16 protein-coding genes and 3 pseudogenes are annotated in these 17,534 nt (G+C 51.5%); 9 read left to right on the forward strand and 10 right to left on the reverse strand.

The annotated features are described in order from the left end of the window. The first annotated feature begins 21 nt into the window (after positions 1–21). Positions 22–201, forward strand: coding sequence for a hypothetical protein (locus tag N005_RS29565; protein ID WP_156789373.1), 180 nt, complete (start codon positions 22–24; stop codon positions 199–201). Here the strand turns inward: N005_RS29565 and moaA are convergent. From moaA to N005_RS24350, 3 genes are all read right to left on the reverse strand, one after another. Continuing rightward, a complete protein-coding gene (gene moaA, locus N005_RS24340; protein WP_047703526.1) occupies positions 198–1,190 on the reverse strand; it encodes a GTP 3',8-cyclase MoaA in 993 nt (330 codons plus the stop codon). The two genes, N005_RS29565 and moaA, sit on opposite strands and share 4 nt — an antisense overlap. A gap of 497 nt (positions 1,191–1,687) precedes the next feature. After that, positions 1,688–2,842, reverse strand: a complete 1,155-nt coding sequence (locus tag N005_RS24345; RefSeq protein ID WP_052126465.1) for a muconate/chloromuconate family cycloisomerase — start codon at positions 2,840–2,842, stop codon at positions 1,688–1,690. A gap of 102 nt (positions 2,843–2,944) precedes the next feature. Further along, positions 2,945–3,763 (reverse strand): dioxygenase family protein, encoded by an 819-nt coding sequence (locus tag N005_RS24350; protein ID WP_052126466.1) that lies wholly within the window; start codon positions 3,761–3,763, stop codon positions 2,945–2,947. A gap of 222 nt (positions 3,764–3,985) precedes the next feature. On the opposite strand from N005_RS24350, the gene N005_RS24355 reads away from it, so the two are divergent. The 5 genes and pseudogenes from N005_RS24355 (at position 3,986) to N005_RS24380 (ending at position 9,120) form a co-directional block, all read left to right on the forward strand. Then, on the forward strand, positions 3,986–4,771 hold the full coding sequence (locus N005_RS24355; RefSeq protein WP_047703527.1) for an IclR family transcriptional regulator domain-containing protein: 786 nt from the start codon (positions 3,986–3,988) through the stop codon (positions 4,769–4,771). Between the two features lie 51 nt (positions 4,772–4,822). Beyond that, positions 4,823–5,836 carry a cyclase family protein gene (locus N005_RS24360; RefSeq protein WP_047703528.1) on the forward strand — a complete coding sequence of 338 codons (1,014 nt, stop codon included), beginning with the start codon at positions 4,823–4,825 and terminating at the stop codon, positions 5,834–5,836. A 28-nt stretch (positions 5,837–5,864) separates the two neighbouring features. Then, positions 5,865–6,950 carry a maleylacetate reductase gene (locus N005_RS24365; protein ID WP_047703529.1) on the forward strand — a complete coding sequence of 362 codons (1,086 nt, stop codon included), beginning with the start codon at positions 5,865–5,867 and terminating at the stop codon, positions 6,948–6,950. 122 nt (positions 6,951–7,072) lie between these two features. Next, positions 7,073–8,230 (forward strand): annotated as a pseudogene (locus tag N005_RS24375) (IS3 family transposase). 413 nt (positions 8,231–8,643) lie between these two features. Next, complete coding sequence (locus N005_RS24380) at positions 8,644–9,120, forward strand: MarR family winged helix-turn-helix transcriptional regulator (RefSeq protein WP_047703531.1); 477 nt, start codon at positions 8,644–8,646, stop codon at positions 9,118–9,120. A gap of 192 nt (positions 9,121–9,312) precedes the next feature. Here N005_RS24380 and N005_RS28450 read toward each other — a convergent pair whose 3' ends face one another. The 5 genes from N005_RS28450 to N005_RS24405 form a co-directional block, all read right to left on the reverse strand. Further along, positions 9,313–10,329, reverse strand: coding sequence for a SphA family protein (locus N005_RS28450; protein WP_081993342.1), 1,017 nt, complete (start codon positions 10,327–10,329; stop codon positions 9,313–9,315). 81 nt (positions 10,330–10,410) lie between these two features. After that, positions 10,411–11,310, reverse strand: a complete 900-nt coding sequence (locus N005_RS24390) for an NmrA family NAD(P)-binding protein (protein WP_047703533.1) — start codon at positions 11,308–11,310, stop codon at positions 10,411–10,413. 62 nt (positions 11,311–11,372) lie between these two features. Continuing rightward, on the reverse strand, positions 11,373–12,158 hold the full coding sequence (locus N005_RS24395) for an MOSC domain-containing protein (RefSeq protein WP_047703534.1): 786 nt from the start codon (positions 12,156–12,158) through the stop codon (positions 11,373–11,375). 2 nt (positions 12,159–12,160) lie between these two features. Continuing rightward, positions 12,161–13,519 (reverse strand): amidase family protein, encoded by a 1,359-nt coding sequence (locus tag N005_RS28455; RefSeq protein ID WP_081993343.1) that lies wholly within the window; start codon positions 13,517–13,519, stop codon positions 12,161–12,163. Then, positions 13,516–14,556, reverse strand: a complete 1,041-nt coding sequence (locus tag N005_RS24405) for an NAD(P)H-dependent flavin oxidoreductase (RefSeq protein WP_144402720.1) — start codon at positions 14,554–14,556, stop codon at positions 13,516–13,518. Before N005_RS24405 ends, N005_RS28455 begins: the two co-directional genes overlap by 4 nt. Before the next feature lie 176 nt (positions 14,557–14,732). Here N005_RS24405 and N005_RS24410 point away from each other — a divergent pair, with 176 nt between their 5' ends. The 3 genes and pseudogenes from N005_RS24410 to N005_RS29575 all read left to right on the forward strand — a co-directional run bounded on the left by N005_RS24410 (position 14,733) and on the right by N005_RS29575 (position 16,539). After that, on the forward strand, positions 14,733–15,665 hold the full coding sequence (locus N005_RS24410; protein ID WP_047703535.1) for a helix-turn-helix domain-containing protein: 933 nt from the start codon (positions 14,733–14,735) through the stop codon (positions 15,663–15,665). Between the two features lie 307 nt (positions 15,666–15,972). Next, a pseudogene (locus tag N005_RS29740) lies at positions 15,973–16,185 on the forward strand (transposase); the annotation flags it as partial. Between the two features lie 210 nt (positions 16,186–16,395). Then, positions 16,396–16,539 (forward strand): hypothetical protein, encoded by a 144-nt coding sequence (locus N005_RS29575; protein ID WP_197678627.1) that lies wholly within the window; start codon positions 16,396–16,398, stop codon positions 16,537–16,539. Positions 16,540–16,595: 56 nt separating this feature from the next. Here the strand turns inward: N005_RS29575 and N005_RS24415 are convergent, their stop codons facing one another. Together N005_RS24415 and N005_RS29215 are read right to left on the reverse strand one after the other, a co-directional pair. Next, a complete protein-coding gene (locus N005_RS24415; protein ID WP_047703536.1) occupies positions 16,596–17,219 on the reverse strand; it encodes an NIPSNAP family protein in 624 nt (207 codons plus the stop codon). A gap of 154 nt (positions 17,220–17,373) precedes the next feature. Next, positions 17,374–17,481, reverse strand: a pseudogene (locus N005_RS29215) (IS5/IS1182 family transposase); the annotation flags it as partial. Positions 17,482–17,534: the final 53 nt, after the last annotated feature.

Raw genomic sequence — 17,534 nt, forward strand, 5'->3', positions numbered from 1 at the left:
GGCGCAGCGTACGAGTGCAGCGTGCATTATCCCAACGACTACAAAATCCGCGACCTCGACCACTGGCTGCTCAACGCTCGGGCCCGCAACCGTCGCTATATAGCTGATCGCGCCGCCACGATGAATCCTCTCGAGAACTTTAAAGATTTCGTTGTGGCAAAATACCGTTCGATTATTTCTGGAAGCGGCGTCGATCATTAGCCTCCGGTCATGTTCATAAACCGCACAATTTGTACCGCGCCTTCCGAGCTGAAATTGTGACCCCGCGGCTTGCCGCGCAACGCCTGCTGCACCGCGCTGATCAAAGGCAGATCTTCTTGCGGATGACGACGCATTAAACTGCGCAAATCCAGCGCGTTCTCTTGACCGAGACAGAGTAACAACTGACCCTCAACGGTCGTACGGACCCGATTGCAACTGCCGCAGAAGTTGTGACTATAAGGTGAAATAAATCCGATCCGGGTATCAGGATGGCACTCCAAGCGAACATAACGTGCGGGGCCGCCGCTGCTTTCAGTGCTGTCGAGCAACCGATGATGGCTGGCGATCAACATCAGCACTTCATCACTGGAGCAGAATGATTCGCCCCGGAAGCGCCCGACATCGCCCAATGGCATTTCCTCAATGAAACTGATATCAATACGTCGATCAATGGCGTATTGCACCAACGCCGGGACTTCATCAAAATTGCGGCCCTTCATCACCACGCAGTTGAGCTTTAACCGCTCAAACCCCGCATCCCGTGCCGCCTCTATGCCTTCCAGCACTTGAACGAGATTTCCGTTTCGAGTAATAGCTCGAAATTTCTGCTCGTCCAAGCTGTCAAGACTGATGTTCATCCCCTTGACCCCGGCCTCAGCCAATCGCCGGGCAAGGCTGCCCAGTTGTGAGCCGTTGCTGGTCATCACAAGTTCACGCAAACCGGGCAACGCAGCGATATTGCGACACAGATCGACTATCCCCGGACGAATCAACGGCTCGCCGCCAGAAAGCCGAATTTTGCTTATGCCTGCCCCGACGAACAGCTTTGCCAGACGCAGCAATTCTTCCAGCGTAAGCACCTGCTGACGTGGCAGGAAGGTCATGCGTTTCGGCATGCAATATACACAACGGAAATCACAACGATCAGTCACCGACATCCGCAGGTAGTCAATCTGTCGCCCCAAACCGTCCTTCATTACGTTGGTCATGTTTATCCTCTATTGTATAAGTTGCCGCTGCAAAGCGGTATAATCCGTCTTGACATGTCAACCCCAAAATTCCGCAACACCGGTTTGGACGCACTATGTGATAAAAGACCTGCGTTGTTGTGTTTTTATCTTCACTGTAAAAAATTTCGCTTCTATTCACCTTGAGCAATCACCACCGCATAGGAAGAGCACAGAGCCTTGAAGAAGTCAGAATTACTATACAAACACTCTTTCTGCCACAGGCGAGGCTAATCATATATGTCAGGCCCGCAGTCCCTACCCCTACCTTTTACAGATGAAATTTGAATAGGCTACTGGTTGTTCTTGCCCTCTAACAAGGTTCGACATGAAAACAACGCCATCAGTCGAAATTTACTGGCTATCACATAGCTGACGCGCACACTCATATGAATAGGCTGACCTTTGGTCAATCGTATTTATTTTTGATTTTAGAGTAGGTGTGTTTTTTGAACCCGCCGCACGCTTTATCAGCTACGTCAAGGCCGACGACTAGCGCAATCTTTCTCGGCCACCACTAAATCCAGGATACGATCCTCATCCAACTCAACACCCAACCCAATACCATCAGGCAGCTGCAACATTCCATCCACAACCGTGAGTGATTTTAAGGTTAGATCATCACGCACTCGATGAGGACCAAAGAGCTCACTCCCAAGTTGCAGCTCAGGTAAACTGCCATATAGCAAGGCATTGGCCGCCGTACCAATCGACGTTTCAAGAGCGGTACCGCCATAAAGCTTGATTCGCGCAGCCTGAGCGATGCACGAAAGACGCCGAGAGTTCACCACTCCACCATCGCGATTGGGCTTCAAAGCGAATGCAGTGACTGCACGCCGCGCTGCTAGAGAAAAAGCAATAGTGGAATCTGTTAAAGCCTCATCGGCAATAACATCCATATGCAGCATACCTGCCAAACGCGCCGCGCCCTCCAAATCATTGACCAGCAGCGGCTGCTCAATCGCCTCCAGCCCGGCCTCCTGCAGTTGAGGTAAATACCTTAACGCGGTAGTTAGATCCCACCCTTGGTTAACATCCGCAATTACAGTAGCCCTACCGTTGAAAGCGTCTACAATACCGGCTACACGAGCTACATCTGCGGCAATATTTTCACGCCCCAACTTGACTTTGAAGCGACGATGTCCGCGCGCCAGAATCGCACGTTCCCCCTCTTCCACATCACCTTCCAAGCTGCCAGTCGAAAGGGTCCAAGCGACAGGCAACTGCGATCTGCAACAACCGCCTAATAAATTGATACTTGAGGTGTTCAATCTGCGACCTAACAAATCCAGCACCGCCATCTCAACGCCTGACCGTCCCGGCCCGTTACCCCGTATAAGCCGACTCAAGAACGTAGACGTCGCCTCTATGCCGGTGATTGGGAAGCGCACAAGCGCAGGCGCGATATAACGCTCGATGACCGCCTGGATGCTTTCGACACTGTCGCTTCCCCAGTATGGCCCCCCTAACACTGATGCCTCGCCGATTCCCATTCGGCCTTCCTGATCCCTAACCCGGATCAGTACGACGTTCAATTTTTCAACATTGCCGAACGACATCTTGATCGGTTGTAATAAGGGCAGATCTAGACATTGGGTCGTTATCGACTTCAGGTAAAACGGTTCAATGTTCATCTATAGCCTCATATAGTGAGCCGGACTCTTTACTACTCAGGATTACTCAACCGCAAGAGGCATGCTCAACCAACGTCTGCACATTCAAAATAACGTTATTGCCTAAATTGTTCGTTCTGTAGCAGTTTTACCAGGCACCGCAGACAGGACGAAATCGTAGATTACTTCATAATACGGCTTCGTCAGCCCACGAATAGCAAGGTCCTCAGCAGAATCTCGATAAACCAGTTTCGCAACCAGGCCATCGCGGACTGCGCTGGCCACGTCGTTGTCAAGGTATTCACCGCCCTCAAAGTACAACTGTGAAGTCATCTCACCGAAGGCAGGGTGTTTGACTTTTACATGCAGGTGTGCCGGCCTGAAGCAATGCCGCCCTAGCGCGCTCAACACCGCACCCGTAGGGCCCGCCTTTGGGATCTCATAAGGTGGCGGCAAGATTGACTGAATTTCATACTGCCCTTGCTTGTTTGCGTAAAAGCGTCCGCGCAGATTCCAGTCTGGAATTCCCGGGTGGATATTGGAATAAAGCCCCAACGCGTCCGCATGCCACAAATCAAGTTCCGCTTCTGGCACCGGATTACCTTCGAGATCAGTGATAGCACCTTTAAAAAAAAGGAGCTCGCCTGGCTCATTATCACGCTGAGGCATCACGTATGGCGGATACAGTTGCGGGGCACCCCTGAGGTAAAAAGGCCCCTCAATAGCTTCAGGACTGCCCTGGCGCTCGTTATTGCTGATGTCGCTCGCTTCGGCCTCAAAGAAAACGTCAAACAACAACGACTCTTCACCAAGCTTTATGGACTGAATGATCAAATCCGTGGCCGCCCGGTACTCAGAATGGGAGATTTGATGCTTACGCATAAAGGCGCACAGAGTTGTTTCCAGATCTTCAATCACAGTTTTGACACGCTGATTAACCATTACTGATACCTTTTTTTGAGGCCCGCAGGGGTTCGCATGGCCTGGTTTTTCAGATGTGTTTGCCGCTTTAGCCTTGAGGCCAATGGTAGACACGGCGTTTTTGGGCTTGCATCAGCACCACAAAATAGCGTACGTTATGCGTACAGTCTGTACGCAATGAGTACAGATTGATTTCAAACCGCGACTCTGTCAACAGAAAGTGAACAGCCATGGCAAATTCGAATGAGTGATGAACTAGGACGGGACTACATACAGTCGATCGAGCGGTGCATTCTGGTGATAAAGACCTTCACCAATAGCAAGCCGTATCTGAGCTTTACAGAGATCGCCACCGCAACCGGCTTGAGTAAGCCCACGGTGCGTAGGATTTTGTTGACTCTCGAACACCTCGGGTACGCAAACAGTTTCGGCACAAAATTCTGCTTGAATCCAAAAGTTCTTGAGCTGGGGTACGCGTATTTATCGTCGCAAAACCTCCCGGAAGTCGCGCAGCCGATCATGGAGAAGCTAACAGATTGTTTGCAAGAAAGTACCTCGCTGGTGACCCTGGATGGCTCCGACGTGGTGTATATAAACAGGGTTCATCGCCATCGGATCACCAGCATCACCTTAGCCGTGGGGACACGGCTTCCGGCTCACGCCACCTCCTCTGGACATGTTTTGCTAGCGGATTTGAGCGAGGAAGCACTTGCCCGGTATTTCAAGTATGCCGAACTTAAGGCCCTCACCGATAAGACCATTATTGACCAGGAAGCATTAAAAGCTCGGTTGCAGCATGTTCGTATTCAGGGTTGGGACGCTGTCGACCAAGAGCTGGAGCTAGGACGCCGGTCAATCGCTGCACCGATTCGAGACACAAACGCAAGAGTGGTTGCGGCGCTGTCATTTTCATGCGGTATCGGCGAACGTAATTTCGAGCAAATGAAAAATGAACTGCTTCAACCGTTACTAGAGGCTGCCGAACAAATTAGCTCAGCGCTTGGCGCAAAGGCTTACTCACGTAAGTAATTGGCTTTATTCGACAAATTACATGCTCATGCTGATAAAAAGGAGTCATTCATGTTACCTGCAGACATCCAAAATCTTCCTGACTATCAAGCCTTACTGAATCGCTCCGATGCTCCTCCGGGCTCGTCGTGGAAGCTTTTCGGGGATAATGACCAACTTGGAACACTTAATTTTCTTTCTGCCACTAGTAGACGTAACGGCGCCGAAAGCATCCTGACAGGGCAGGCTTTTTCATTAGACTTGCGCTCTGATGCCATCGCCCCTTCACTGGCCCCCACTCGCAAACCCATTACTCATCACATCTTTCAGCGCAATGACTTTCACCACGACGAATGGCTGGACAATTTCTACACGCAATATGGCTCGCAGATTGATGGCTTGCGCCATATTGGTCACCCCGAATACGGCTTCTATAACGGTTATGATCCAAAACAGTTTAAGCCAGGCACTGAAACTCTAAGCATGCACCATTTCACCGCCGCGCCAATTGCGGGCCGTGGCGTGCTTATTGATGTTGCGCGCTATCTGGAATCGCAGGGTACACCGATCGACCAAGCCGGCGGCGAAGCTATTTCAGTACAGACTCTTGAAGCCGCGAGGATGGCTCAAGGTGTCGAAATCGAAACGGGTGACATTGTTCTACTGCGCTTCGGATGGTTAGATTACTATCGCAACCACGCCACAGACGAAGCGCGTGCACGCTTAGTCAGTGAGCAGTTCCACCCAGGACTGCTTCAGTCTCACGACACCGTTGCGTGGTTATGGGATAACCGTATTAGCATGATTGCAGCCGACAATTTTGCTCTTGAGTGCTGGCCAGCAAAACCAGACAGTCCATTTTTCACCGCTGCCGAACATGCGCATGAAAGCTGCAGCGTTCACGGAGGCATCATGCATCGTTCCATCATTCCTTTGTTAGGCATGCCTATTGGCGAGCTATGGGATATGGAGTCGCTGGCCTCCGCCTGCGACGCCGATGGGCGATATACCTTTTTGATAACCGCTTCGCCGCTTCCTATCGTTGGAGGTGTGGGCTCCCCGGCCAACGCCGTGGCCATACGCTAATACACCTCATCCGTAGGGATCTCTAACCATGAAAAGTGCTCCAACACATCCAGACGTCCTGCACCCCTTCACTTTCAACACAACAACTCCTCGCGTCATATTTGGCGCGGGCGCTTTAGAAAATCTGCCGGATGAGGTCGAAAAGTTGGGGTTGAAGCGAGTAGTTATCGTATCAACCTCACGACAACGCGAATTCGCCGAAAATTTAGCCAGCAATCTGGGTTCCCATGCGTCCGCTATATTCTCGAATGCCACCATGCATACGCCTACACACGTGACTGATGAAGCGATGCAATTGGTAACCTTGCATCAGATCGATGGCATCGTTGCGGTCGGCGGCGGCTCAACGACGGGGCTTGCAAAAGCAATAGCACTAAGAACCGGTTTACCTCAGATTGTTGCTCCGACGACCTACGCGGGTTCAGAAATGACAGCCATCATTGGCGAAACGCAAAACGGCCTTAAAGTTACCAAAAGCGACCCGCGAATACTTCCCCGCGTCGTAATCTATGACCCAGATCTAACGTTAGATCTGCCCCTACAAACGTCTCTAACCAGTGCAATGAATGCGATAGCTCACGCAGTGGAAGCCCTCTATGCGCATGATCGCAACCCTGTAATTTCTTTAATCGCAGAGGAAGGGATCAGGGCATTGGCTAACGCATTGCCAATACTGATGAAGAATGGAAAAGATCATGCCTCTCGTACGCAAGCCTTGTATGGCGCGTGGTTGTGCGGCATCGCCTTAGGTTCGGTCGGCATGGCTATCCATCACAAGCTTTGTCACACCTTAGGCGGAACCTTCAATCTCCCCCATGCCGAAACCCATACGATCCTGCTTCCTCATGCTGCCGCCTTCAACAGCGCTGACGCTCCCGAAGCTATGCGCCAAATCGCACGAGCACTAGGTAGCGAACATGCAGCAACAGGGCTGTACGACTTAGCTCACAACCTTGGTGCAAACATGGCGTTGCGTGATTTGGGTATGCCGGAAAGCGGAATAGACGTCGCCGCCGATCTTGCTATGAAGAATGCCTATTCCAATCCAAGACCTTTAGATCGTGAATCCGTGAGGAAAATCATTGCCGACGCGTGGTCAGGTTATCGTCCATGAGAACTCCACGAAACCCGGTGTGATTCATCCAAGAAATCCCCCCCGGCTAAGCTGGGGGTGCAGTGGTCTAATGAAACCGGACACCCATTTAGGCGAGAATGCTCGCCAGATAGAGGTGTCTGATGACCAAACAAGGTCGTTCCTTTTCCGCTGATTCAAAGAGGCCGCAGGCCTTGTGCTCGATCAAGGCTATAGCCATATCGAAGCCAGCCGCTCGCTTGTGGTGGTCGAGTCCACGTTGCGTCGCTGGGTTAACCAACTCCAGCAGGAGCGCAGCGGTGTTACTCCGCAGACAAAGGCGCTGACGCCCGAGCAGCAGAAGATCCAGGAGTTAGAAGCCCGGATCGCTCGTCTTGAGCGGGAGAAATCCATTTTAAAAAAGGCTACCGCGCTCTTGATGTCGGAAGAGCACGAGCGCACGCGCTGATTGATCAACTGAGCGCCCAAGAGCCGGTCGATTGGTTTTGCACAGTCTTTGAAATTACTCGCTCGTGTTACTACGCCCACCGCCTCCGGCGCCGAACTCCGGACGTTGAGCGGCTTCGGTTGCGCAGTCGGGTCAATGAACTGTTCACGCAAAGTCGTAGCGCCGCTGGTAGCCCTAGCACCGTGTCGATTATGCAGGAAGACGGCGAGCAGATCGGGCGATTCAAGGTGCGAGGCCTGATGCGGGAACTGGAGTTGGTCAGCAAACAGCCTGGCTCACATGTCTACAAACAAGCGACGGTCGAGCGGCCTGATACTCCAAACATCTTGAATCGAGAGTTTGATGTGCCGGCCCCCAATCAAGTCTGGTGTGATGACATCACCTACATCTGGGCTCAAGGGAAATGGCATTACCTGGCTGTCGTTTTGGATCTCTACGCACGCCGGGTTGTGGGTTGGGCGCTATCAAACAAGCCGGATGCAGATCTGGTCATCAAGGCGTTGGACATGGCTTACGAACAGCGTGGCAGGCCTCAAGGGTTGCTGTTCCACTCGGATCAGGGATCGCAATATGGCAGCCGCCACTTTCGCCAACGGCTCTGGCGTTACCGCATGCGTCAGAGCATGAGCCGTCGTGGAAACTGTTGGGACTCTCGCCGATGGAGCGTGTGTTTCGCAGCTTGATAACTGAATGGATACCGACTGTGGGCTACATGACAGCTCAAGAAGCGCACCGTGACATTAGTCATTACCTGATGCATCGGTACAACTGGATCAGACCGCACCAATTCAACAACGGACTGGCCCCAGCCCAGGCCGAGAAAAAACTTAACATCGTGTCCGGGATCAGTTGACCACTACAGCGGTTGAAGTCGACCGGAATGTAGGACTACTTCAGCCCAGGGTGAGAAAACAATGAAGCAACACTGCTTATTTCGCGCAATCCAATATCCTGTTCATAAAGACCAAGAACAATTTCCCGACGATCCTTAAAAAATCCGGCAAACAAATTGGGCGAAAGGGGATACTTTCTAATCGTGGCTCGCCCCCCCCTGAGAAGGAGAGAACGCCTCCCCAGGAACTGGGACGTTGGTAGGAGCCGTTCGAAATAGCAAGGCTCATAGCACCTCTGGCACAAGGATGCGTCAGTGCGGAAGATTCAACATCCGCTGACGAGCGTGCTGCACGCCGAGCCCCATCCTAGAGCGTGCCGAAAATGCGAAAATATGTTTATCATGAGTGATGACCAAAAACACAGAGGGAAAACGTGAAAGCTCCCAGCATCCATCGCACCCAATATGACCCAGCTAGTGACACATTTAAAAAGGAAGAATTTCCCTTTTTTTGGTTAGCACAGGCCCATGGAAAGTACACTCAGCGCATGGAAAAAGCGCTCAAGAAAATTAACTTAGATATTCCATCCTGGCGTGTACTTTTCATCCTCAAGGTCTATGGCGAATCAAACATATCTGAGATATCGAATCACGCCATCACAAAACTTCCCACCACGACTAGAATCATCTGGCGCATGAAAGAAGATGGTCTTGTCGAAACCGCCCCCAATCCAGACGACGGTCGAGTCACGCAAGTTCGACTCACCCCAAGAGGTAGGGAGATGTTTGAACAGATGATCGAAGTAACTAGCGACCTATTCCGCCAAAGTTTCAAAGGCCTTAGTCAAGCCCAAATAAAGCGACTGAACAAGTTACTCGAAACCTTATTCATAAACTTAAGCGATGAATAACACGTCTCACCCAACTCCGAAAGTGCACATCGATTACAAGGCTCCAAAAATCTCAGGAGCCTTGTAACCAACCTAAGCAGCAATGGCCAGTACCAAGATCTACCTTAACATGCCTGAAGGTCGAGCCAGCTTTTCATCCACAAGCAGCCGCTCCAGAGCTCCTTCATCCTAGCCGACACGCTCACCATGAAATTATAAGGGGAAGACGACTTCCACCCAAAATTTATTACCCTCACTTCGGTTTTCTACAGCGAACTCTCGCTGGTATTTCACCATAACTCCGCCTTTCCCGCCCAAAATATCATATGAAATCTGAGGCCCCAACCCCATCGCCTGGGCTCTATTACCACCTGGAATAGAGACATTATCGACCTTATCATCAGTAAACTGTTTTAAAGCAAAACCCTGTAAAGCGAACTTAAGCTCTGGCATATCAGAAAACGGTCTGTAACCGACGGCTCCGTCAATAGTAACGCTATTTCCAGAACGATAATTTGTCGCTTTGTTTTCAGCATTGAATTCGCTGTAGATAGTACCAGAGATCTCCCAGCGGCTTGAGGGGAGCCAAGTAAACATCACATTTGGAGACACTGACCAATAGTTTAGACCGTTATTTGCTATACGATCCTTATCGTATTCTCCAACCGGCACCCAGATATCTGGGCCAAAATAAGCGAAGAAATTTCCGGCTGGATTAACATAGTAAAACAACAGCGGAGACAATGTAGGGTCGCCCATCCCTGTACTCACTTGATGCCGCCCAAACGCCCTAACATCCACACGCGTCATCGGCAAAGAAATAGCTGATGCTAGAAAAAACGGCCCCACTTTATTTTCCCACGTGTGTGCAAATCGCGGAGCCCATGCTGCAACATTAAGCTTGAAGTCAGGATCCAGCGAACGGCCATGCGAATCATTTAGACGTGTACTTTCATAATACTGAAAATAATTGAACATCATCGTTTCGCCGGGTGCAGGTAGCGCACCGTTCATTATCGTATTAACGCCACTAGGATAATGCGCCCCTCCTCCCTCAGAAGCATAAGCCCGCCCCAGAAACATCACAGTCGTCAAGCAAAAGAAAAGCATAAACTTACACAGTTGCCGACAACTACGATCGAGACCTCTTATCACATCTAGAGAGTTAAAATTTACTCTGAATGCACCCAAAGTCATTAGTTTATTCTCAGAGCCAATCAAGCTATGCATACTTCACCTTTGCGTCTTTGACGCATATATTGGAATGATTGTTATCTAGGCAGTATGTGGCGACTCAGCAAATCGCTTATTTTAGTACTTGTTAACTAGCGTTTCTTTTTCACGAGTAAAACATTCAGAAAGCGTCTTGGGCTTTCTACCCAAGAGGCGCTGCAAGTCTCCCGTCGGCTTGGCCTCTCGCCCGTCCTCAAGGCGCGAAAACATGTAAGACAACATAGATGCCATTTCCCGCCCTACCAGCCACGGGAGAATGAATTTAACAATCAACAGAGGTGGAGATTTGTGTTTAACAGAAACACCAACAGATGAAGAAAGTATTATCGCCGCCTCCTTGAAACTCACACTTTCATCACCAGTCAATACTCTAATACTATTCTTCAGCTCACTGGACAACGGATTGATTGCGCATTGTACAACCGCACTAGCAACGTCCTGCGCGTCGACAAACGCCACACTTCCACTCGGCACAGGAACCACCATGTTACCATTTTTAAAATTTGTAAAATTAGAACAACTCTGCATAAAAACACTGGGACGGAGAATGACGTACTCAAGTCCAGAGGCCCTAACCTCTCTCTCAATTCCTGCATGCCTTGCCGCAAAGCTTCGAGGGACGTTCTCACCCGCGAGCATTGCCGACACAAGCACAATGCGACTCACGCCTACCAGTTTCGCCGCGTTGATTGCCGAGGCACCCTGTACATACTGACGAATGTTATCCGAAGTGATGACAATGAGGCACTTCAGGCCCTTCATGGCGGAAACCAGTGTTTCTGGACGGTCTAGGTCACCAAATGCAATTGTATGAACGGAGTTCTGCAGCTTTCTGGGCTGCCGGACAATCAATCGCACAAAGCACCCTTGATCCGCCAGCTCTCGGGCGACGCGTCCTCCCAAATTACCGGTTGCGCCTATCAACCCTATCTCGTCGCCACAATAGCGTTGCGATAGTTCGCTTATGTCCTGGGACATTCCGACCCTCCTTTTTTGAGAGATTCTGTGCTCTCTTTATGAATAAAATTCCCGCTAACAGCTCACAATAGCGGCAACACCTTGTCACCCACCTTCAGGGTTCCCGGCGTAATAATCTCCGCATAAACCCCAAGGTCACCATGGCCGAACGTTTTCCGAAGAAACTGTGGCAACGCTAAATCACGTTCAGCCGTCTCAGGATTTACGTCTGTCGCAGGACATCTGCGCGTTTTAAAATTAACCTTCGCTCTGATGGAGCCAATTGCTATTTCCTTATCCATCCATTCGAACTCTTCCCAGGGTTGCTCACCTTGGAAATACACGTTCGCCCTAAACCGTCGCGGATCGAGTTTTTTACCGAGCGCCTTCTCAACCTCAAATAAAGAAGTGAGGTTGATAATCGAAATACTGTGCATCAACGTAGGAGACACTACAGAAACATCAGTAAACGGATGCGTTTCTCGATGCACTACCTTTGGACTGCCCGTAATGACCTGCTCACCCAAGAACTCACGAAAAAAAGCGGCTATATCTGCCTTACCTTCTTCGGTCATCAGCGACGACTCCAGCAACACGTTCTGTCCGCCGTGCTCACGAACTTCTAACACTTTGCGCTGAGCGTCATATCTCGTATCTAAACGTGCTAATTCAGCGTATTTCATCAAGACTAAAAAACTAGTTTTGGGCTCAGGCTTTAAACTATCAACATCGAAAGTAGCACTCCCATTTGTTATGGCGAATACTCGATCACCGGGGAAGCCTCTACCTTGTTCAAGTTCCACAGATGATAATTTTTCACCGCTCAGGCCCTTCACTGGGTAACGGTACAAATGTTTTATGGTTCGCATCTTCAACACTCAACTTTTTTTTGAAAAAGGTCAGGCGCTACGCACGCACCACATACAGAGTGAACACGCAGCGCTATGCTGAGGAGCTTCCTGTCATCCAGGCTGGGCGCCTCCAACATGAGCCCAAAAGGCATACCATTATCCAAATATCCTGCTGGCACACTGATGGACGGCACTCCAGCCAGCGAGGCTGGACTCGTCTGACGCACGAATGTTGAAAACGTCGTCCTGCTTTCACCATTTAGCTCACACAGCTCCCGCTCATGCACATACATTGCGTCGCGCACCGTCGTGGGCATCAGTAATGCGTCTACTCCACAGGCAAAAGCACCTGCATACGCTTCTTTAATCTTAGCCAGCCCCTCCAGTGCCTTGAGATAGTCCGACTCAGACGGCATCTCCGGCCCTGTCATGAACTCAAACAACTCACGGACATCTTTACTCGCAATCGTTTTTAAAAAATCCACCAAAGACAATCCATGGACGCGCTCTAAATAGTCATTCCATGTTTTAGATGTTTCCCAGAAAGCTATCGGAAAACTTATCTCGGCGTCGATGCGACCAATTTCACTTGCATCAATATCAACCAGCTCGATTCCTGCATTCGCGAGCTTGTGCAAAGCCGACTCGCACGCCTCAGCCATCGGCTCAGAAAGCCCCTCCCAGAAATACTGGCGCACGACACCCAATTTCAATTTTCTTGGCGGGCTCAACGGTTCTGACGGGACGCCCGCCAACACGGCATCCAATACTGCAATCTGATGAACATCAGCACCAATCAAACCCAGCGTGTCCCTGGTTGGACTCAGGGTCATAAGACCATCATTAGGATAACGTCCTGTTGTCGGACGCCAACCAAATACACCGCACAGTGCAGCCGGAATTCGGGCCGAGCCACCCGTGTCGGTCGCTAAAGATACTTGAGCCATTCCCGTTGCCACAGCGACAGCAGATCCTCCAGACGACCCCCCCGCTAGTCGCTTAGGGTCAAATGGATTACGAACGAATCCAGTATGTTCGTTCGCGCTAGTCACACCAAAAGCGACTTCATGCAAGTTGGCTTTTCCAACCACAACAACGCCAGCGTCCCTCAACAAAGTTACTGCGGAGCTCTCTTTATCAGGATAATAATTAGAGAAAACCGGCGATCCTCCAGTAAACGCGAAACCATTGGTCGCGATGTTGTCCTTTATAAGTGCAGTCACGCCATGAGCAGGCTTTTGCTTGTGCTCTTCCTCAGCGTCCGCCGTACGGGCTTGGCCTAATGCAGAGACCGCGTCATAAGAAATTACCGCATTTAATTCAATGTACTGTTCAATGGCTTTGAGTGCCTGCTCTACTGCGGTTACAACATTACTCATTTGGTCACCCCCGACAGCTCGAAACCATTCAAAACCGTCAATGCCTCAGCCACTAACCGATGCGTAATTTCAGCGGCAGTTGGAATATCTCTTATCATCTCGACCCCCTCACCACTGAGAAGTGGGAACTCATCCAAGTCACCTTCGGCACTCAGCATGGGGGCCATATTCTGAAAACGTTGTAAAGGGACAACTTGTCCGAAGAGCTCCATCGATCCGATAATTCCTGGACTTCCCTGATCATCCAATGGCGCCTCATCAACACGATCATTCCACTCTTCAACCACTTTGTTGCGAAGCACACGAATGGGATTAAATAGAGGATCTTGACGTCCAAATATATGCGTACAGCATGTATCTACCGCACGAGCGCTAAGAAGTCGACGCTTCCACTCTGGATGCGCCTCAGACTCCACAGATGCCAAATAACGAGTTCCTACCCAGACACCGTCCGCCCCCAACATCAAGGCCGCAGCCAATGATCTTCCATCAACAATTCCGCCAGCAGCAAGCAGCATCGGCTCTGGACCTACGGCGTCGCGAACAGCAGGCAACAGTGTTAACAATGAGGACTCGCCATAGTTGTGTCCACCCGCTTCACTACCTTGCACGATGACAACATCAATGCCGTCCTCAACAGCACGTAACGCCTCCGCTACCGAGCCAACTTGCTCCCAAACTTCAACGCCTGCACCTTTAAGTAATTTGACCCACTCTGGATTCGGACGCCCCCAATGGAAAGAGACCGAGAGCGGACGCAAGCGGACGATAGTGTCAATTATCGACGGATTAACATAGTAGGTGATGAGATTAATAGACAATGGGCGAGAAGTGAGTCGACGTGCCGCCTGCCAGACATGTTCAAGTATTTCTGGAGGTAAAGAACCCACGTTAGCGATTGTTCCGATCCCCCCGGCTTCACTCACAGCCACCGGAAGCACCTCGGTCATACTCGCGAATGCCATGCCAGCTTGAACAACCGGATACGGAATTTCATAGCGGCTGGAAAATCGGGTCTTCAGGGTAGCGACGGTCATGGAATGTTCCTTGCTTGTTTTAGTCTTGTTCGGAACACTCTACCCCTGAGCAAAAGGAGCGGTTAGTCACTGCGCGCCCTGAAAACGTTCGCAGAGTGCACAGAAGCAATCTCAGAATCCAATGCTCGGTTTCAGCAGGGAGGGGTGCTTTATCAACCTTTTGTGGAAACGAAAATATGTCCCATACATTCCAGCAATCGCCCACCTCAAACAGAGAGTGTTTGACTGTATGGCGTGAGGAAATTTTTCATAAATTTGAACAACTTGAGATCGTTGACATTCAGCAAGACCAACCTTTTCATGCCGAGCTGACACTGCAGGGGTCAGGTCCGGCGCGCACTGCTCGGTTGTCCTCTGGCTCGCAGACAGTTCAACGAGATTCGGTTACCTGTAACGCTGCCAACGACGTGTGCCTGTTACTTATAGAATCAGGCAACACCGTGCTGACACAGGATGGCGGCCAATTGCTTCTTTCGAGCGGAGACCTGATAATTTTCGAAAACACTCGCCCCTATACGTTGGAAATGCTTGAGCGTTTTGAGCACTCAATGCTTCTATGCCATAAGAGGAACTATGCCGTTGAACTGGGATTCATCGAAAGCCACGGTCCAGTCAAGATGAAAGATGGGCCAACTACAGCACTATTACGACAGTTAGTGCACGGCACCGTGAACACGTCATCCCAAATGAACGACAGTCAAATAGGACACGCCACCTTCGCGGCACTCCATCTGTGCGCTGCGGTCATGGGCCCCAGCACTGAAAACGTAGTCACGCGAGACCGGGTTAGTCAGGCGTTGTTTACACGGATATGCGCCGGTATTCGTGCGTCGCTCAGGGACCCTACATTGAGCCCAACCACAATAGCCCAGACCCATCAAATATCCCTACGCTACCTTCATAAGCTGTTCGCTCAACATGGCATGCAGGTCATGAAATTCGTTCGGGATGAACGGCTAGCTGGTTGTTCTCGAGAACTTCAGGCAGCGGTAACACGGCCACATCTCGCAGCCTTGGCATCTAAGTGGGGATTTGAAGATGACAGTAACTTTCGACGGGCCTTCCGAAAAGCGTACGGCTACGCTCCAGGCCAAAGATTTAAGACGTAAAAAGATAAGCTCTTGTTTGCGTGTTACTTATTGGTTGATCCAATGCCGGATCGGTCTAGTCGCGACATTCTGCCGACAGGGACTGATTGCGACCTTATCGCTCATTCTGCTTTTCGCCCGCACCAGCGTTCAGCAGGAAGCAAGCGCACTGTTGCTCGAAGTCAGAGCGTGACTACGTAATCGTGCAGCGCCGTCACGCTCCCTACAAAGGCGCCTTATTCAGCGAAGCAATATAGCCCAACCTACACCTATCGATTTGCACGATTAGGCTCTGTACGAAATCAGATGAAACCCATTGAACCCAGCAATTGTCGGGACTCAAGTCCGCGTTCATCATAGGCAGGAGCCCACGACAGCCAAGCGGTACGAACTTCCCGACTTAGCCCGGGATTTGGTTGCGGACATTTTCAGTGAACCCCGCCGGAACGGACGCCCACGGATAGATGATCGGCTGATACCCAACGGCGTGCTTTGGGTGCTCTGTCCGGGCGCTGCCTGGCGCGACATGGCCGAGCGCTTCTTCCACGAGCATTCCGGTGCCCTGCTCAAGCAACTGGGCAAGGTCTGCGACAGTACTCGACGCATTGGCGCATAGCTTTCTCCCCGTCCACACTCTACGGCGTGCTACCGAAGCTGAACCGGCGCCTGCGCAGCGACGCCGGCTCGGGTTACCATCGTCCTAATCAGCGCGGGCATCGGCATCACCCTGGTGCCGACCACGGTGCAGGTGATGCACTGCGTCGACGTCAACTACGCGCCGCGGCAGGGAACGCAAGCCAACTTGCCAATCATCAGCCAGCGTATCGGCGACGCCTCGTCGGCGCTCGATCACTGCCTGGCGCTGGTCGAGCTGTTGCGTGCTCGCCAGCGCTGAGCGCAGAGGAGAAAGTAGCCCGCAATGAAGGGGACGAGCATGAAACAGTTCACCTGCTACTGCAACGGCGAGAACGCCGCCGGCAGGTAGAGGGTCGAATGCATCTCGCGCAGTTGCGGACCGGAGTTCTCCGGCGGCCAGACGCCATCCGCCACGGCACGGGTGCGCACGTCCAGGCGGTGTTCCTGGCTGGCGTAGGGCCAGATGTGCAGGTAGCGCGGGGTACGCCCATCGGTGGCGAAGAAAGCAGCGTAGACAGCCGAATAGTTCTTCCCGGTGCGCGGGCCGACGGCCTTTTCCCAGCCTGCCATCGTCGGCGCCAAGCCGGAGGCAATCAGGTTGTATTCGCGCAATTCGTAGAACGGCCCGTGTTTGCCGGGCACCAGGGGTTCGAGAAAAGGGAAGAGCGTGTAGTTTTCCACCTTCATATCGAGCATGAAGGCTTCGATGCCAAAGGGATCCGGGGCCTGGAGGAAGCGCTCGCGCTCAGCCTGCCGCGCCGTTTCGTCACGAAAGCCACGCAGCACTGCAACCTGATTCAGTGGGCCGATTTCCGACACCCAACAGCCCATCAGCACGCAGCCGTCACGCGCTTCGGCGAGGGTTTGGCGCAGGCATTTCAGCGCTTCGGCCGGTGTGCGTACGCGTAAGGTGAAGGTGATCATTTCGTAGAGTCGCATCGTCTTCTCGTAGCTGTGAATGCAGGCGGAGCCGGATCCGCACCCGGACCCGCCGCCGGTCATAACCTGAAGGTTTAAGAGGTGATCAAGCGTTTTTCGTTGTAATCGGCGCCCGACGCCACGCCATTGTCGTAACGGGTCTTCATGTCGACGTTACGCCTTCCCATGGCACCCTCTGATTCATCGCGATCAGGAACAGTCTCTTGCGAGTCTGCTTGGGTTTGCAGGCGTAATCGGCGTCGGCGAAGGTCATCTGTTTCATCGGGAACTCAGGCAACGGGATCGATGTATCTCACCAGACTCGGGAAGTTAAAT

It is taken from the genome of Pseudomonas mediterranea CFBP 5447 (assembly GCF_000774145.1).
Classification (GTDB): Bacteria; Pseudomonadota; Gammaproteobacteria; order Pseudomonadales; family Pseudomonadaceae; genus Aquipseudomonas; species Aquipseudomonas mediterranea.

What these genes read in the sequence shown, in the direction of transcription:
- moaA (WP_047703526.1), bottom strand. Translation starts at nt 1,190, where the DNA reads ATGACCAACGTAATGAAGGACGGTTTGGGGCGACAGATTGACTACCTG.
- N005_RS24345 (WP_052126465.1), bottom strand. Translation starts at nt 2,842, where the DNA reads ATGAACATTGAACCGTTTTACCTGAAGTCGATAACGACCCAATGTCTA.
- N005_RS24350 (WP_052126466.1), bottom strand. Translation starts at nt 3,763, where the DNA reads ATGGTTAATCAGCGTGTCAAAACTGTGATTGAAGATCTGGAAACAACT.
- N005_RS24355 (WP_047703527.1), top strand. Translation starts at nt 3,986, where the DNA reads ATGAGTGATGAACTAGGACGGGACTACATACAGTCGATCGAGCGGTGC.
- N005_RS24360 (WP_047703528.1), top strand. Translation starts at nt 4,823, where the DNA reads ATGTTACCTGCAGACATCCAAAATCTTCCTGACTATCAAGCCTTACTG.
- N005_RS24365 (WP_047703529.1), top strand. Translation starts at nt 5,865, where the DNA reads ATGAAAAGTGCTCCAACACATCCAGACGTCCTGCACCCCTTCACTTTC.
- N005_RS28450 (WP_081993342.1), bottom strand. Translation starts at nt 10,329, where the DNA reads ATGCATAGCTTGATTGGCTCTGAGAATAAACTAATGACTTTGGGTGCA.
- N005_RS24390 (WP_047703533.1), bottom strand. Translation starts at nt 11,310, where the DNA reads ATGTCCCAGGACATAAGCGAACTATCGCAACGCTATTGTGGCGACGAG.
- N005_RS24395 (WP_047703534.1), bottom strand. Translation starts at nt 12,158, where the DNA reads ATGCGAACCATAAAACATTTGTACCGTTACCCAGTGAAGGGCCTGAGC.
- N005_RS28455 (WP_081993343.1), bottom strand. Translation starts at nt 13,519, where the DNA reads ATGAGTAATGTTGTAACCGCAGTAGAGCAGGCACTCAAAGCCATTGAA.
- N005_RS24405 (WP_144402720.1), bottom strand. Translation starts at nt 14,556, where the DNA reads ATGACCGTCGCTACCCTGAAGACCCGATTTTCCAGCCGCTATGAAATT.
- N005_RS24410 (WP_047703535.1), top strand. Translation starts at nt 14,733, where the DNA reads ATGTCCCATACATTCCAGCAATCGCCCACCTCAAACAGAGAGTGTTTG.
- N005_RS29575 (WP_197678627.1), top strand. Translation starts at nt 16,396, where the DNA reads ATGCACTGCGTCGACGTCAACTACGCGCCGCGGCAGGGAACGCAAGCC.
- N005_RS24415 (WP_047703536.1), bottom strand. Translation starts at nt 17,219, where the DNA reads ATGCGACTCTACGAAATGATCACCTTCACCTTACGCGTACGCACACCG.